Source organism: Citrobacter sp. Cf088 (assembly GCF_030334295.1).
GTDB classification, from domain to species: Bacteria; Pseudomonadota; Gammaproteobacteria; order Enterobacterales; family Enterobacteriaceae; genus Citrobacter; species Citrobacter freundii.
On the sequence record NZ_JAOWEE010000045.1, the window covers coordinates 77,050 to 91,051 of the forward strand.

General features: G+C 51.7%; 16 protein-coding genes. 4 read left to right on the forward strand and 12 right to left on the reverse strand.

Annotated elements, in window-relative coordinates; translation table 11 throughout:
- Window positions 1-12: 12 nt before the first annotated feature.
- Complete coding sequence (tpiA, locus tag OGV71_RS09585) at window positions 13-780, reverse strand: triose-phosphate isomerase (RefSeq protein WP_071696225.1); 768 nt, start codon at window positions 778-780, stop codon at window positions 13-15.
- Window positions 781-891: 111 nt separating this feature from the next.
- Window positions 892-1,488, reverse strand: a complete 597-nt coding sequence (locus OGV71_RS09590) for a YiiQ family protein (RefSeq protein WP_003028785.1) — start codon at window positions 1,486-1,488, stop codon at window positions 892-894.
- Window positions 1,489-1,588: 100 nt separating this feature from the next.
- Here OGV71_RS09590 and OGV71_RS09595 point away from each other — a divergent pair, with 100 nt between their 5' ends.
- Window positions 1,589-2,017 (forward strand): DUF805 domain-containing protein, encoded by a 429-nt coding sequence (locus tag OGV71_RS09595; RefSeq protein ID WP_048220107.1) that lies wholly within the window; start codon window positions 1,589-1,591, stop codon window positions 2,015-2,017.
- Between the two features lie 63 nt (window positions 2,018-2,080).
- Here OGV71_RS09595 and fpr read toward each other — a convergent pair whose 3' ends face one another.
- The 4 genes from fpr to OGV71_RS09615 form a co-directional block, all read right to left on the reverse strand.
- On the reverse strand, window positions 2,081-2,827 hold the full coding sequence (fpr, locus tag OGV71_RS09600) for a ferredoxin--NADP(+) reductase (RefSeq protein ID WP_003840504.1): 747 nt from the start codon (window positions 2,825-2,827) through the stop codon (window positions 2,081-2,083).
- Window positions 2,828-2,922: 95 nt separating this feature from the next.
- Window positions 2,923-3,933 carry a class II fructose-bisphosphatase gene (gene glpX, locus OGV71_RS09605; protein ID WP_003840506.1) on the reverse strand — a complete coding sequence of 337 codons (1,011 nt, stop codon included), beginning with the start codon at window positions 3,931-3,933 and terminating at the stop codon, window positions 2,923-2,925.
- Between the two features lie 135 nt (window positions 3,934-4,068).
- Complete coding sequence (gene glpK / locus OGV71_RS09610) at window positions 4,069-5,577, reverse strand: glycerol kinase GlpK (protein ID WP_003028792.1); 1,509 nt, start codon at window positions 5,575-5,577, stop codon at window positions 4,069-4,071.
- Window positions 5,578-5,598: 21 nt separating this feature from the next.
- Entirely contained in the window at window positions 5,599-6,444 is an 846-nt protein-coding gene (locus OGV71_RS09615; RefSeq protein ID WP_003028793.1) for an MIP/aquaporin family protein, read from the reverse strand.
- A gap of 428 nt (window positions 6,445-6,872) precedes the next feature.
- Here OGV71_RS09615 and zapB point away from each other — a divergent pair, with 428 nt between their 5' ends.
- The 3 genes from zapB to OGV71_RS09630 all read left to right on the forward strand — a co-directional run bounded on the left by zapB (window position 6,873) and on the right by OGV71_RS09630 (window position 8,265).
- A complete protein-coding gene (zapB, locus tag OGV71_RS09620; RefSeq protein WP_088732415.1) occupies window positions 6,873-7,118 on the forward strand; it encodes a septal ring assembly protein ZapB in 246 nt (81 codons plus the stop codon).
- 92 nt (window positions 7,119-7,210) lie between these two features.
- Complete coding sequence (locus tag OGV71_RS09625; RefSeq protein ID WP_003028796.1) at window positions 7,211-7,879, forward strand: hypothetical protein; 669 nt, start codon at window positions 7,211-7,213, stop codon at window positions 7,877-7,879.
- Entirely contained in the window at window positions 7,876-8,265 is a 390-nt protein-coding gene (locus tag OGV71_RS09630; RefSeq protein ID WP_048220112.1) for a hypothetical protein, read from the forward strand. The genes OGV71_RS09625 and OGV71_RS09630 overlap by 4 nt, the downstream gene beginning before the upstream one ends.
- Before the next feature lie 36 nt (window positions 8,266-8,301).
- Here the strand turns inward: OGV71_RS09630 and rraA are convergent, their stop codons facing one another.
- The 6 genes from rraA to cytR all read right to left on the reverse strand — a co-directional run bounded on the left by rraA (window position 8,302) and on the right by cytR (window position 13,939).
- Window positions 8,302-8,787, reverse strand: a complete 486-nt coding sequence (gene rraA, locus OGV71_RS09635) for a ribonuclease E activity regulator RraA (protein WP_003028798.1) — start codon at window positions 8,785-8,787, stop codon at window positions 8,302-8,304.
- A 92-nt stretch (window positions 8,788-8,879) separates the two neighbouring features.
- Window positions 8,880-9,809, reverse strand: a complete 930-nt coding sequence (gene menA, locus OGV71_RS09640; protein ID WP_003028801.1) for a 1,4-dihydroxy-2-naphthoate polyprenyltransferase — start codon at window positions 9,807-9,809, stop codon at window positions 8,880-8,882.
- Window positions 9,810-9,876: 67 nt separating this feature from the next.
- Window positions 9,877-11,208 carry an ATP-dependent protease ATPase subunit HslU gene (gene hslU / locus OGV71_RS09645; RefSeq protein WP_003028803.1) on the reverse strand — a complete coding sequence of 444 codons (1,332 nt, stop codon included), beginning with the start codon at window positions 11,206-11,208 and terminating at the stop codon, window positions 9,877-9,879.
- 9 nt (window positions 11,209-11,217) lie between these two features.
- On the reverse strand, window positions 11,218-11,748 hold the full coding sequence (hslV, locus tag OGV71_RS09650; protein ID WP_003028805.1) for an ATP-dependent protease subunit HslV: 531 nt from the start codon (window positions 11,746-11,748) through the stop codon (window positions 11,218-11,220).
- 91 nt (window positions 11,749-11,839) lie between these two features.
- The gene (gene ftsN / locus OGV71_RS09655; RefSeq protein ID WP_003840513.1) at window positions 11,840-12,820 is read right to left on the reverse strand and encodes a cell division protein FtsN; all 981 of its coding nucleotides are present in this window, start codon (window positions 12,818-12,820) and stop codon (window positions 11,840-11,842) included.
- 93 nt (window positions 12,821-12,913) lie between these two features.
- Window positions 12,914-13,939, reverse strand: coding sequence for a DNA-binding transcriptional regulator CytR (gene cytR, locus OGV71_RS09660; RefSeq protein WP_003028807.1), 1,026 nt, complete (start codon window positions 13,937-13,939; stop codon window positions 12,914-12,916).
- Window positions 13,940-14,002: the final 63 nt, after the last annotated feature.

A 14,002-nucleotide genomic window follows, 5' to 3' on the forward strand; every position in this document is an offset into this window, starting at 1 on the left:
CGCCTTAACAACTTAAGCCTGTTTAGCGGCTTCTGCTGCTTTAACGATGACTGCGAAGGCGTCTGCTTTCAGAGAAGCACCACCAACCAGCGCACCGTCGATGTCCGGCTGAGCGAACAGTTCTGCCGCGTTAGTTGCGTTTACAGAACCGCCGTACTGGATGATAACTTGCTCAGCGATTTTCGCGTCAGCTTTAGCAATGTGGTCACGAATAAATTTGTGAACAGCCTGAGCCTGAGCAGGAGTTGCAGATTTGCCGGTACCGATAGCCCATACTGGTTCGTAAGCGATAACGACGCCTTCGAATGCTGCCGCGCCCTGAGTTTTCAGAACCGCGTCGATCTGACGTGCACAAACTTCTTCAGTTTTGCCCGCTTCGTTTTCTGCTTCGGTTTCACCGATGCACAGAACTGGAGTCAGACCCTGCTCTTTCAGCACGGCGAATTTTTTAGCGATCAGCTCGTCAGATTCTTTGTGGTAAGTACGACGCTCAGAGTGACCGATAATGATGTACTGCGCGCCGATGTCTTTCAGCATTTCAGCACTTGTTTCACCAGTGAATGCGCCAGACAGGTTCAGGTCAACGTTCTGCGCGCCCAGAATGATGTGGCTACCGGCAGCGGCGTGTTTCGCCAGGTCGATATACATTTCCGGTGGAGCAATCGCTACTGCACAGCCAGCAACGCCAGCCAGTTCTTTACGCAGATTAGCAACCAGTTCGTTTACCATGTGGCGGCTGCCGTTCAGTTTCCAGTTACCCATCACTAAAGGATGTCGCATTTCATTTCTCCACGCTTGTCAGCGAATTAAGGAATATGGCCGCCCGTGAGGGCAGCATGGTCTGTGAAACAGTATAGAGATTCATCCCCTGAAAGGCTTTGCTTTTTGTCATCAATTCGCCTTCTCAAGACTTTCTGATAGTACCAGCTTAATCGGTTCAACAGCGAAGGTCAGTCCTTTTTCACCGTTGTCAGCAACAACATAGCGAATTGCGCCTTCTGTTTCAGCGTAATAGCGCTTACCTTTGCCTGCGGCGAGCAGTTTTTGCAGCTTTTTCTGGCTCTGTTCCTTCGTCAGTAGCGGTGCGACGGTGCGGATGACGGCGGTCATGTATTCCAGCGCTTTCGCTTTGGCTGCCTTTTGTTCTGGCCCCTGAATGGGTAACCAGGTTATCTGCATGCTTTTGATTTTAAGGGTGCCGCGTTCAAGAGCGGAAGACGCATACAGGTTTTCATTGATTTTACTGGCTGCGCGGGTGAGATTTGCTCGATCGCGACTGCTGTCGATGGCACGGAACTCATTCAGAATAAGCTTCGGATTCTGCGTATTAAAGTTTTCACGAAACTGGCTAATCGACAGGTCAAAGGTCGGCGCGCCCGCCAGTAAATAGGGGGCCGTGGTTGCCGTCGACGGCTCTTCCGCCAGTACCGCAGTGCTCGCGGTTAAGGCTGAAAACAATAATAAAAACAGTGTAAATCCTTGCTTCATCAATCGTACCTTTCATTCTCATTGCTCACGATTAAAACGGTAACCGTCGAGCTTGTCAAAAGGGTAAACTGTTCTGGAAGGTAATAATAAAGGAACTTACATGACCATACAGCAGTGGTTATTCTCATTTAAAGGGCGCATCGGGCGCCGTGATTTCTGGATTTGGATTGGCCTCTGGATCGTCAGCATGCTGGTTCTGTTTTCGCTGGCGAGCAAACAATTACTCGATATTCAGACCGCGGCTTTTTGTCTGGTGTGTCTGCTATGGCCAACGGCGGCAGTGACGGTAAAACGTCTGCATGACCGGGGGCGCTCCGGAGCGTGGGCGCTGTTGATGATCCTGGCGTGGATGCTGCTGGCCGGAAATTGGGCAATTTTACCCGGCGTCTGGCAATGGGCGATAGGCCGCTTTGTTCCAACGTTGATTCTGGTTGGTATGCTTATCGATCTGGGGGCGTTCATTGGCACCCAGGACGCGAATAAATATGGTAAGGATACGCAGGACGTAAAGTACAGAGCTGACTCGTAGGCCGGATAAGCGTAAGCGCCATCCGGCAAAATGCCCGGGTGTTTACCGGGCATTGAAACGTTCTTACCAGTAGTGCTCTGCGGTCATATGGCCCGGTCGACGGCGCAGGTGTTTGGTCATTTGCCGGGTCTCTTTCAGCAACTGCTGCGTATCGCGTACCATTTGCGGGTTTCCGCACAGCATCACATGGCTGGTTTCTTTATCCATTGGCAACCCGACTGCTTTTTCTAGCTCACCGCTTTCAATCAACGCCGGTACACGTCCGGTCAGCGAATCTGCGGCTGTTTCACGGCTGACAACCGTCTGGATGCGTAATTTACCTTCGTAGCGTTTTTCCAACGCCTGCATCAGCGGTAGATAGCTCAAATCGGCGGCATAGCGCGCGGCGTGGACCAGCACCAGATTTTTAAAGCGATCCAGGTCCTTGCCTAACTGCAGAATCGACAAATATGGGCCGATAGCCGTGCCGGTCGCCAGCATCCATAGCGTTTCGCAATCGGGGACTTCATCCAGCACGAAGAAACCAGCAGCTTCACTCACCACCTGGACTTCATCGCCAGGCTTCAGTGCTGCCAGACGAGGGCTCAGTTTGCCGTCGGGAACTGTCACCAGATAAAACTCTAAATCGGGGTTATCAGGGGCATTTACGTAAGAATAGGCGCGCTGGACGCGTTCGCCGTCGATCTCAAGGCCAAGCTTAGTGAACTGACCTGCAGTGAAAGGAAGAACTGGAGCTCGCACGGTCAAACTAAACAGGGCATCGGTCCAGTTTTGCACCTTTGTGACTTTGCCTGTTACCCAATCTGCCATGGTTTTCTCCTGTCTGCTTTGATTGCCTTATCTTCGTTCGTTGGACGAAAGATTTCCAGCCCATATGGGCTGGAAGGCTCTATTGATCAAATCAATTACAGGATGTGCGCCTGCACATCGGGATCTTTACGATCGAGGTAGTGAATCGACTGAATGCGACGGATCGTACGTGATTTGCCGCGGATCAGCAGCGTTTCGGTGGTCGCGATATTACCTTTACGGCTAATCCCTTCCAGCAAATCGCCTTTGGTGATGCCGGTGGCGGAGAAAATGACGTTGTCGCTACGCGCCATTTCATCGAGGCGCAGCGCTTTGCCCGCTTCAATGCCCATGGCGGCGCAACGAGCCAGTTCTTGTTCGCCAATGCGACGGTTCTCTTCGCTGTCGCCTTTGACGTCATGACGCGCCAGCAAACGGCCCTGCATGTCGCCGTCCAGTGCGCGGATCACAGCTGCGGAAACCACACCTTCAGGTGCGCCGCCAATGCCGTACAGCACGTCAACTTCACTGTCTGGCATGCAGGTCAGAATGGAGGCCGCAACGTCGCCGTCTGGAATAGCGAAGACGCGCACGCCCAGTTTTTGCATTTCGGCGATCGTTTCATCATGGCGTGGTTTGGCCAGAATGGTTACGGTCAGCTCACTCAGCGGTTTATTGAGTGCAGCGGCAACGTTATGCAGGTTGGCTTCCAGCGACAGGTTCAGGTCGATAGACCCTTTTGCGCCTGGGCCGACAATCAGCTTTTCCATGTACATATCTGGCGCATTCAGGAAGCAGCCTTTATCACCCACAGCCAGTACAGCCAGCGCGTTTGCCTGACCCATTGCCGTCATGCGTGTACCTTCGATAGGATCGACGGCGATGTCGACCGCATCACCAAGACCGGTCCCGACTTTTTCACCGATAAACAGCATCGGCGCTTCATCAATCTCACCCTCGCCAATCACGATGGTGCCGTCGATGTTGACCTGGTTGAGCATAATACGCATGGCGTTCACTGCCGCGCCGTCAGCGGTATTTTTATCGCCGCGGCCCAACCATTTATAGCCAGCCAGCGCGGCCGCTTCGGTCACGCGTGAAAATTCAATGGCAAGTTCTCGTCTCATTGCAAACTCGTAGCTGAAAGGAATGGCGCGAAGTGTAGCACAGGGGAGGGGGCGAGATTATTGATGTGTGTGCGGGGTTGCCCCCGCACGAAGATTTTGCCGGATAAGCCAAAGTAGCCATCCGGCGATGACGTATTACTCGTCGTGATCTTCCCATGCCATGGCGCGTTTGACCGCTTTTTTCCAGCCGCTGTAACGGAAGTTACGCTCGGTGGTTTCGATGCCTGGACGGAATTCACGCTCGATGACCGCTTTCTCCTGCAACTCATCCAGATTCTGCCAGAAGCCTACTGCCAGGCCAGCCAGGTACGCTGCACCTAATGCGGTGACTTCGCGAACTTCCGGACGCTCTACGCGGGTGCCCAGAATGTCAGACTGGAACTGCATCAGGAAGTTGTTGGCGACCGCACCGCCGTCAACGCGCAGGGCGTGCAGACGAATACCGGAGTCAGCCTGCATCGCTTCCAGAACATCACGCGTCTGATAAGCGATAGACTCAAGCGTTGCGCGGATGATGTGGTTGGAGTTTACGCCACGGGTCAGGCCGAAGATGGCGCCACGTGCATACGGGTCCCAGTACGGTGCACCCAGGCCAGTAAATGCCGGAACGACGTACACGCCGTTGGTGTCTTTCACTTTGGTGGCGAAATACTCAGAGTCGAATGCATCGCTGATGAGTTTCATTTCATCGCGCAGCCACTGAATGGATGCGCCAGCCATAAATACCGCACCTTCCAGCGCGTAGTTCACTTCCCCGGTCGGTCCGCAGGCGATGGTGGTCAGCAGTCCGTTTTCGGACTTAACGGCTTTCTCACCGGTATTCATCAGCATGAAGCAGCCGGTACCGTAAGTGTTTTTCGCCATCCCTTCCTTTACGCACAGCTGGCCAAACAGAGCTGCCTGCTGGTCACCGGCGATACCGGAGATAGGAATACGAATGCCGCCTTTACCACCAATGTTGGTCTGACCGTACACTTCAGAAGAGCGACGCACTTCTGGCAGCATGGCGCGCGGAATATCCAGCGCATCCAGCATCGTGTCATCCCAGTCCAGGGAGTGGATGTTGAACAGCATGGTACGTGAAGCGTTGGTGTAATCCGTGACGTGTACGCGTCCCTGCGTCATTTTCCAGATAAGCCAGGTGTCCACGGTACCAAACAGCAGTTCGCCGCGACGAGCGCGTTCACGCGAGCCTTCAACGTGGTCGAGGATCCATTTCACCTTGGTGCCAGAGAAGTACGGGTCAATGACCAGGCCGGTGTTGTTACGGATGTATTCTTCCATGCCATCGCGCTTGAGCTTTTCGCAGATATCTGCGGTACGACGACACTGCCACACAATGGCGTTGTAGATTGGTTTACCGGTCTCACGCTCCCAGACGATGGTGGTTTCACGCTGGTTGGTAATACCGATCGCTGCAATTTCATCGGAACTGATATCGGCTTTCGCCAGAACTTCAACCAGCGTAGAGCTTTGGGTTGCCCAAATTTCCATTGGGTCGTGTTCTACCCAACCTGCTTTCGGGTAGATTTGCTCGAATTCGCGCTGTGAAACGGCAACGATATTCGCATCGTGGTCCATTACGACCGCGCGGGAGCTGGTGGTGCCCTGGTCGAGCGCAACGATATATTTTTTTTCAGTCATAATTTTTGTCCCGTAGTCACATTACAGCGAAGCTTTTTGTTGAGTGTTGGCCGCCGCGTCTTTTTCTTCAATCACGCAGACATCGCACGGTAAATGGCGACCAATCAGTTTGCGATATGCCCATGCGCCCAAAATCGCGCCGGTAATTGGGCCAAACACCGGAACCAGGAAGTAAGGGATATCACGACCACCTGTGAAGGCAATCTCACCCCATCCGGCCATCCAGGCGAAGAGTTTCGGTCCGAAGTCACGTGCCGGGTTCATCGCAAAACCTGTCAGCGGACCCATGGAAGCACCAATAACGGCAATCAATAAGCCAATCAGCAGTGGTGCCAGCGGACCACGAGGTACACCGTTACCATCGTCGGTCAGAGCCAGAATCAGCCCCATTAGAATAGCGGTAATGACCATTTCAACCGCGAAGGCCTGCACAAAATTGATATGCGGATTCGGATAGGTGGAGAAAGTACCCGCCAGACCCAGGCTTTCGGTAGTGCCACGCACGATATGGTTGGTTTGTTCAAAATCGATGAAAAGATTGTAATAAAGCCCGTAAACCAATGCCGCTGCGCAAAAGGCGCCGGCAATTTGCGAAATAATAAAAGGGACAACTTTGCGTTTATCAAAACAGGCGAACAGCCAGAGTGCGATGGTTACCGCGGGATTCAGGTGTGCACCAGAAACGCCTGCGGTCAGATAGATAGCCATCGCTACCCCCAGACCCCAGATGATACTGATTTCCCACTGACCAAAAGTAGCACCAGCTACTTTGAGTGCAGCGACACAGCCCACACCGAAGAAAATCAACAACCCGGTACCGAGGAATTCAGCAATGCACTGGCCTTTTAAGGTTGAGGTTTGACTCATAATCGGATCCTGAAGAGAGTTTAATGTTTATTGTGTGCGAGAAGGTCACTGACATCCCCGGAGCCGGTAGGCACACTGTTAATTTATCGTTAACGCTCAAAAACGAGAAATATCGAAATTAAAATGTGTGTACTGCATCAACAAAATGAGCGTTTTCGCGCCATTGTGCGGTATTTGTTATACAAAAATAGTGTGAGCTGAATCATTTCACTGATCAATCTGTTAACACTTAAGAGTTATGACAGTCATGTCACCAGGAGAAAGACTAAAAGTGTTGCAAACCGCAATCTGCGCGGGATGCCGCTGGACAGGGATGACGCGGCTTCATACAATCGGTGTTAAGTAGAGTGCGCTCGTTTTTATTAAGGCGTCGCCGGTTATCGGGACGAGGATTTTTATCCATCAACGCCTTGCAATTCAGGAGAGGTATGACGATGTCATTAGAAGTGTTTGAGAAACTGGAAGCAAAAGTACAGCAGGCGATTGATACCATCACGCTGTTACAGATGGAAATCGAAGAGCTGAAAGAAAAGAACAACTCACTGTCGCAGGAAGTTCAGACTGCACAGCAGCAGCGTGAAGAGCTGGAGCGTGAGAATAACAACCTGAAAGAACAGCAGAACGGCTGGCAGGATCGTCTGCATGCCCTGCTGGGTCGTATGGAAGAAGTCTAATTCTGATTTCTTTAAAAAGGCATCCATAATGGATGCCTTTTTACTATGTAGAGATTAGGATATCGTAACTTTTAAAGTTCAAAGAATACGATATGACAAAAAGAAACGATATTATTGATAATTCGGATCGATTTATCACCAGTGATATTAAATATGGCCTTATCTATACAGAGAATCTAGGATGGATTGATTTAGGCCATGCTAATCCAGCAGGGGCTGAAAGATTATGGTTTGAAATGATAAGAGCTCGTGGTGGTGATAGCGAATTTTATGAAGTAAATTATCATCAAAGTATGTCCAAAAACATTCATGGCCTAAATATTAATACTGGTATATATCGTAGATTTATGGTGCGACGAGGATTACCGGAACGAACCTTACAAGGTATTGCTTTATCGATATTCTTAGGTACGTCACATCGCTTCGAATCCTTGCAGGATTTTTGGCCTTACGTATATTTAACGGATAGTGGCTATAGTGCTGAAGATTTGGTATCGAACTTATTTGGTTTTTACCAAGCTGTAAATTATGCAGATTACACCTCTCGTCTTCAGATCTGTTCGAAAGAAAAGGCTTATCGTATCTGGGACTTCTATGGTCCTGTTGGTGAGTTTAAAAACAAAAGCGTTATTCCGTTACTATTTCCTGACCCAATAGATAAGGATAAGAAACATGAACCCTACTCAGGGGAATTACCTTTATTTATGGATATAATAAAACCTGTTGCGAATCCAAATTATGTTCGGGAACTCCGCATATGAAGTTCAGGAAATCAGGTTTTATTATTGTATTTATGATTTTAATTTCGCTACTTTATTGCTGTTTCATGTTGAGCATCTTTACAGAAAAAATCTATACACAGCAGAATTTATTATTCTATCATCTGCTAACACCGAAACCTCTTAAACAGGTCCCAAGGGTATCCAGCGACTGGTTTTTTGTAAGCTATTCAGATGAAGGTAGCCATCTTCAACTCAGTGAAATAATTTTTATCGGAATACAAAAGAGTGACGTTCAGATAGCTGTGGATAAATTAAATGCTTATATCGAAACTTATCCTGCCAGTCGTGAGATGATGAGCGTCGTTGCCGAAGAAAAAAATGAAAAGTATGATATTAAAGTCATTCATTACGAATCAAATGAATGAAAAAAAGGCCATCAAATTTGCTGATGGCCTTTTTACTTACTCGATATCAAGCGGGTCTTCGGAGAGGATTATCCCGGTGTTGTCGGCGTACAGGTGATCGCCAGAGAAGAACGTTACACCGCCAAAGTTGACGCGCACATCGCTTTCTCCAATACCTTCCCCTGCGGCACCGACCGGAATTGCGGCAATCGCCTGAATGCCGATATCCAGTTCTTCCAGATCGTCTACCTGACGGACTGAGCCGTAGATGACCAGACCTTCCCATTCATTCTGTACGGCCAGTCGAGCCAGTTCGGCATCGACCAGCGCACGACGGACAGAACCACCGCCATCGACCAGCAGAATGCGACCACGGCCGTTTTGTTCGAGCAGATCGTACAGCAACCCGTTGTCCTCGAAACATTTTACCGTGATGATTTGTCCGCCAAACGACGACCGTCCTCCAAAGTTAGAGAACAGTGGTTCCACGACGTTGACATCTTCCTGATAGATGTCACAAAGCTCGGATGTATCGTATTTCATAGGCTCAACGTTCAGTTGCTGCGAGAATTTTTAGTATATCGCGCTATGTGTACTGTTGGCAAAATCATCAATTGTTAATTGATATTTGTCAGTTAAAGAGACCACTGACTTAAGAAAATTCCAACGACAAACAGCAGGTTAGTTAACAATGCCGCTTTTACGGTGCGTTCCAGCATTGGGCGCATTGCCGCAGGATCCATCTCACGCATCACGTACCGCGCCTGTTTAATCAGCAGCGGAGCGGCGAGGATAAACAGCCATCCCCACAGGCTTTGCAGTGAGAACAGGTTAAACAGGGCCAGGCAGACCAGCGTGCCCATCAGCAGACAGGCGTGGTAGCGGCGGGCATTGACAGCGCCTAAACGCACGACCAGCGTGTTCTTGCCGTTCTCTCTGTCGCTGTTGATATCGCGCAGATTGTTGACGTTGAGCACGGCAGTTGCCAGCAGGCCGCAGGCGGTAGCAGGCAGAATGAGCGCCGGAATCAACGTATGCGCCTGCAGATACCAGCTTCCCATAACGCTCAGCCAGCCGAAGAACACCAGTACGGAAATATCGCCCAGACCGATATATCCGTAAGGGCGATTACCTACGGTATAGGTGATTGCGGCGATGATCGACAGGCCGCCGAGCACCAGGAAGCCGACAAAATCTGCCAGCGTGTGGCAGGCCACAGCAACCAGGGCCAGACCGGACAGGCAGATCAGCACCACGGTGACGATCAGCGCCCGCTTCATCTGCTGTTGGGTTATGACCCCTTTTTGCATACCGCGCAGCGGTCCTATGCGGTCGGGCTTGTCGCTGCCTTTGACGGCATCGCCATAGTCGTTAGCGAGATTGGACAGAATTTGCAGCAATCCCGCCGTAATCAATGCCAGCAGAGCAACCAGCGGATTGAAGTATCCTTGCCACCATGCTAATGCCGTACCGACGATGATCGCCGCGAAGGCGAGCGGTAAGGTCTTAGGTCGTAAACTTTCCAGCCAGGCTTGTGAGCGGCTAATTTGTTGTTGTTCAGTCATATTTAGCGCCAATAAAAATGGGGCTTTATCAGCCCCATCAACAGTGATGAAAATGCATTGAACGCGATTATAGGATAAAACGGCTCAGATCTTCATCTGCGACCAGCGCATCCAGATGTTTGCTCACATATTCGGCATCAATTGTGATGCTTTGGCCGTTCAAATCGCTCGCATCATAGGAAATATCTTCCATCAGACGTTCCAGAACGGTATGCAGACGACGTGCACCGATGTTTTCGGTGGTTTCGTTGACCTGCCAGGCCGCTTCGGCAATGCGTTTAATACCGGATTCAGTGAAGTTGATGTCCACACCTTCAGTCGCCATCAGCGCTTTGTACTGGACGGTGATGGAGGCATTCGGTTCGGTAAGGATACGCTCAAAATCGCTGGTGGTCAGCGCCTGAAGTTCCACACGAATCGGCAGACGACCCTGCAGTTCCGGGATCAGGTCGGACGGTTTCGCCACCTGGAATGCGCCAGAGGCGATAAACAGGATGTGATCGGTTTTCACCATGCCGTGCTTGGTGGACACCGTGCAGCCTTCAACCAGCGGCAGCAGGTCGCGCTGTACGCCTTCGCGGGACACGTCCGGGCCGGAGGATTCACCGCGTTTACAGATTTTGTCGATTTCGTCGATAAACACGATCCCGTGCTGCTCAACGGCATCGATAGCTTCTTGTTTCAGCTCTTCCGGGTTCACCAGTTTGGCCGCTTCTTCTTCAATCAGCAGTTTCATCGCGTCTTTGATTTTCAGCTTACGCGGTTTTTGCTTCTGACCGCCCAGGTTCTGGAACATGGACTGCAGCTGGCTGGTCATCTCTTCCATTCCCGGAGGCGCCATGATTTCAACGCCCATCGGTGCGGCCGCGAGATCGATTTCGATCTCTTTATCATCCAGTTGGCCTTCACGCAGTTTTTTACGGAACGCCTGACGCGCTGCAGAAGGTTCCTGCGGCTGCTCTGACTGTCCCCAGTTATTTTTAGCCGGTGGGATCAGCACGTCGAGAATGCGCTCTTCCGCCATCTCTTCGGCACGGAAGCGGTTTTTCTCGATTGCCTGAACGCGAACCATCTTAATGGCAGCATCGGTCAGATCGCGGATGATCGAGTCAACTTCTTTGCCAACATAGCCAACTTCGGTGAATTTGGTTGCTTCAACTTTGATGAACGGCGCGTTGGCCAGTTTTGCCAGGCGACGGGCGATTTCGGTTTTACCGACGCCGGTCGGGCCAATCATCAGAATGTTTTTTGGCGTGACTTCATGGCGCAACTCTTCGTTGAGCTGCATACGACGCCAGCGGTTACGCAGGGCAATCGCCACGGAACGCTTAGCGTTATCCTGGCCGATGATGTGTTTGTTCAGTTCGCTGACAATTTCGCGTGGGGTCATTTCAGACATGGGGGATCCTTACGCTTTGGAGTTCAATTCTTCGATGGTATGGAAGTGGTTGGTATAAATGCAGATATCCCCTGCAATATCCAACGCTTTCTCAGCAATCTCGCGTGCGCCAAGCTCGGTGTTTTCCAGCAGAGCGCGTGCAGCAGCCTGGGCGTAGGGACCGCCGGAGCCGATGGCAATCAGATCGTTTTCTGGCTGGATGACGTCGCCGTTACCGGTGATGATGAGCGATGCCGTTTCATCTGCGACGGCCAGCAGCGCTTCGAGTTTGCGCAGCATACGGTCTGTACGCCAGTCTTTTGCCAGTTCAACGGCAGCCTTCACCAGGTGACCCTGGTGCATTTCCAGCTTGCGTTCAAACAGTTCAAACAGCGTGAATGCATCCGCAGTACCGCCCGCAAAGCCCGCGATGACTTTGTCGTTGTAAAGACGGCGGACTTTCTTCACGTTGCCTTTCATTACGGTGTTACCCAGTGTGGCCTGACCATCACCGGCGATTACCACATGGCCGTTACGGCGTACGCTTACTATTGTTGTCACGAGCAGACCCCTTGGTTACAAATGCAATGTACAGGCCCCGCACAGTATGCGGGGCGTAATGCAAGTATAGATGGGGGGGATTTTGGGGGTTTCAACCCCCAGTGGCGAGTCGAATGCAGTTTGTGTGACCAGCAACCTTCAGGCGGCTGATGGTGTTGTCGGCATTCTCTTTGCCTTTGACCGGACCAATGACCACGCGATTCCAGCCGTTATTGGTGGTAATACGCGAGTTGAACCCTTCAAAGGCCAGCTGCGCGCGCACGGTTTCTGCCTGCTCAGCGCCTTTAAATGACCCGCACTGAACCATCCAGCGGCGTTCATCTTTTTTCTCCGCCGTCTGTTTTGGCGGCTGCGTTTCATTCGTTATTGGCGCGGCCGGTTGCGTTTTCGGCTGAGCGGCGGTGGTATGCGCAGGCGTTTGCAGCAAATCCTGATACGGCTGTTGCGCCGCCGGTTTTGGCTGTGCTTTCGGCTGCTGTACCGGCGCGGTTTGCGCCGTACGCGTTTGCGGCTGCTGGTAAGGCTGTTCCGCTACCCGTGGTTGCGTGCGCGGCTGTTGAGCCTGCTGCTGCGTGTTGGCCCATTGCTGTTGCTGTACCTGACGCTGGCGCTGCAGCGTTTGCTGGCGTTGTTCAGGCGTTTGTTCGTTCCACGGCACTTCGTTGAGCTGCGTTGGCTGTTGACGCATATCAGCCTGCATTTGCGCCAATAGCTGGCGCTGCTCATTGGTTAATTGGTCGGCGTTCAGCACCTCGCCGCCGGCAGACGGTTCGGTAGGCGCACGTACGCCAGGCTGACGGCTTTCCAGCTCTTTAATGTATCGCCAGCGCTCTTCCGGTTTTGGCGGGATGCCATTACCGGTGACTTTCTGGTTTTGCAGCGTTTCGGACTCTTCTTTCTTGTGATGCGTAATGAAGTACAGACCACCGATAAAGGTCACGAGTACGGCTGCAGCAATAGCAACCATTGCGGGCGATACCGCAGGCGTATTGCGTTGTTTTTTCCGTGATGTGCTCTTCTTGCGCCGCGAAGGTGCCGGTTGGCCGCGACGTACATAATCTCGTTGTGCCACTATCGTTTCGCTGTATTTATTCGTTCGTCAGCCCGCCATGTTACTTAAGCGGCGGGCCTTTGACCAGACAGGGGAGTCCGAAAGCACTTTACTTTACGTCAGTGCCCGGGTAGTACCCCGAATAATAAGCTCGCAGTCCAGTAAACGTGAGCCACTGCTGACGTTCTGTCCTTGTAATTGATCGAGCAGTAACAGCATAGCTTCACGTCCGATATCGAAACGCGGCTGTGCGACGGTTGTCAGGGGTGGATCACAAAATTCCGCGAGCGAAATGTTATCGAAGCCGATAATCGATAAATCGTCGGGCACCTTCAGACCCTGACGTTTGGCGTAAGAGAGGGCGCCAAGCGCCATGACATCGCTGTGACAAAAGACCGCGGTAGGCGGCTGTGGTAGCGCCAGGAGCTGTTTAAGCGCATTGGCTCCCGCTTCATAGGTAAAGTCACCGCGCGCGATGAAATGCGGATCGACCGTAATTCCGCTGCGACGTAGTGCCTGAACGTAACCTTGCAGACGGTAATGGCACAGCGGCATATCTTCGGGCCCGGCGATACAGCCAATGCGTTTATGCCCCAGTTCCAGCAGATAGTTCATCGCGTTGAAGGCGGCGGTGAGGTTATCAATGTGCACGGTGGGCAGTTCCAGCTCTGGCGCGAACTCGTTGGACATAACCATCGGTGGCAAGTTGCGTTGCTCTTCCACGCTGGCATCAAACGGCAGGCGCGAGCTGAGCAGCACCATGCCATCGATCTGCTTGGTAATTATGAGGTTGAGGAAGGTCTTTTCCTGCTGGTTCTGGTGCGCGCAATCGCCGATAAGCACCAGATATCCCTGTTCTGCGGCGGTGACTTCGATGCCACGAATCACTTCGCTAAAAAACGGATCGCAGATATCCGGCACAATCACCAGAATGGTACGCGATTCATTACGCTTAACGTTACGTCCCATTGATTGGGGTAAATATCCCACTTCAAGCGCTGCCTGTTCAACCTTGTTACGGGTTGACTGCGAGACTTTGTCTGGGTTCATTAATGCGCGGGATACGGTTGCCGTTGAGACTTTCGCCTTCAGAGCAACATCTTTCATCGTAGCGGCGGCAACCTGCTTATTCGGTTTCACTCTTTCTCCTCGCCAGAGAGCTGCTGGCACAGACTCGTCCTTGAATAGCCTTCATCTGAAACA

What these genes read in the sequence shown, in the direction of transcription:
- tpiA (WP_071696225.1), bottom strand. Translation starts at nt 780, where the DNA reads ATGCGACATCCTTTAGTGATGGGTAACTGGAAACTGAACGGCAGCCGC.
- OGV71_RS09590 (WP_003028785.1), bottom strand. Translation starts at nt 1,488, where the DNA reads ATGAAGCAAGGATTTACACTGTTTTTATTATTGTTTTCAGCCTTAACC.
- OGV71_RS09595 (WP_048220107.1), top strand. Translation starts at nt 1,589, where the DNA reads ATGACCATACAGCAGTGGTTATTCTCATTTAAAGGGCGCATCGGGCGC.
- fpr (WP_003840504.1), bottom strand. Translation starts at nt 2,827, where the DNA reads ATGGCAGATTGGGTAACAGGCAAAGTCACAAAGGTGCAAAACTGGACC.
- glpX (WP_003840506.1), bottom strand. Translation starts at nt 3,933, where the DNA reads ATGAGACGAGAACTTGCCATTGAATTTTCACGCGTGACCGAAGCGGCC.
- glpK (WP_003028792.1), bottom strand. Translation starts at nt 5,577, where the DNA reads ATGACTGAAAAAAAATATATCGTTGCGCTCGACCAGGGCACCACCAGC.
- OGV71_RS09615 (WP_003028793.1), bottom strand. Translation starts at nt 6,444, where the DNA reads ATGAGTCAAACCTCAACCTTAAAAGGCCAGTGCATTGCTGAATTCCTC.
- zapB (WP_088732415.1), top strand. Translation starts at nt 6,873, where the DNA reads ATGACGATGTCATTAGAAGTGTTTGAGAAACTGGAAGCAAAAGTACAG.
- OGV71_RS09625 (WP_003028796.1), top strand. Translation starts at nt 7,211, where the DNA reads ATGACAAAAAGAAACGATATTATTGATAATTCGGATCGATTTATCACC.
- OGV71_RS09630 (WP_048220112.1), top strand. Translation starts at nt 7,876, where the DNA reads ATGAAGTTCAGGAAATCAGGTTTTATTATTGTATTTATGATTTTAATT.
- rraA (WP_003028798.1), bottom strand. Translation starts at nt 8,787, where the DNA reads ATGAAATACGATACATCCGAGCTTTGTGACATCTATCAGGAAGATGTC.
- menA (WP_003028801.1), bottom strand. Translation starts at nt 9,809, where the DNA reads ATGACTGAACAACAACAAATTAGCCGCTCACAAGCCTGGCTGGAAAGT.
- hslU (WP_003028803.1), bottom strand. Translation starts at nt 11,208, where the DNA reads ATGTCTGAAATGACCCCACGCGAAATTGTCAGCGAACTGAACAAACAC.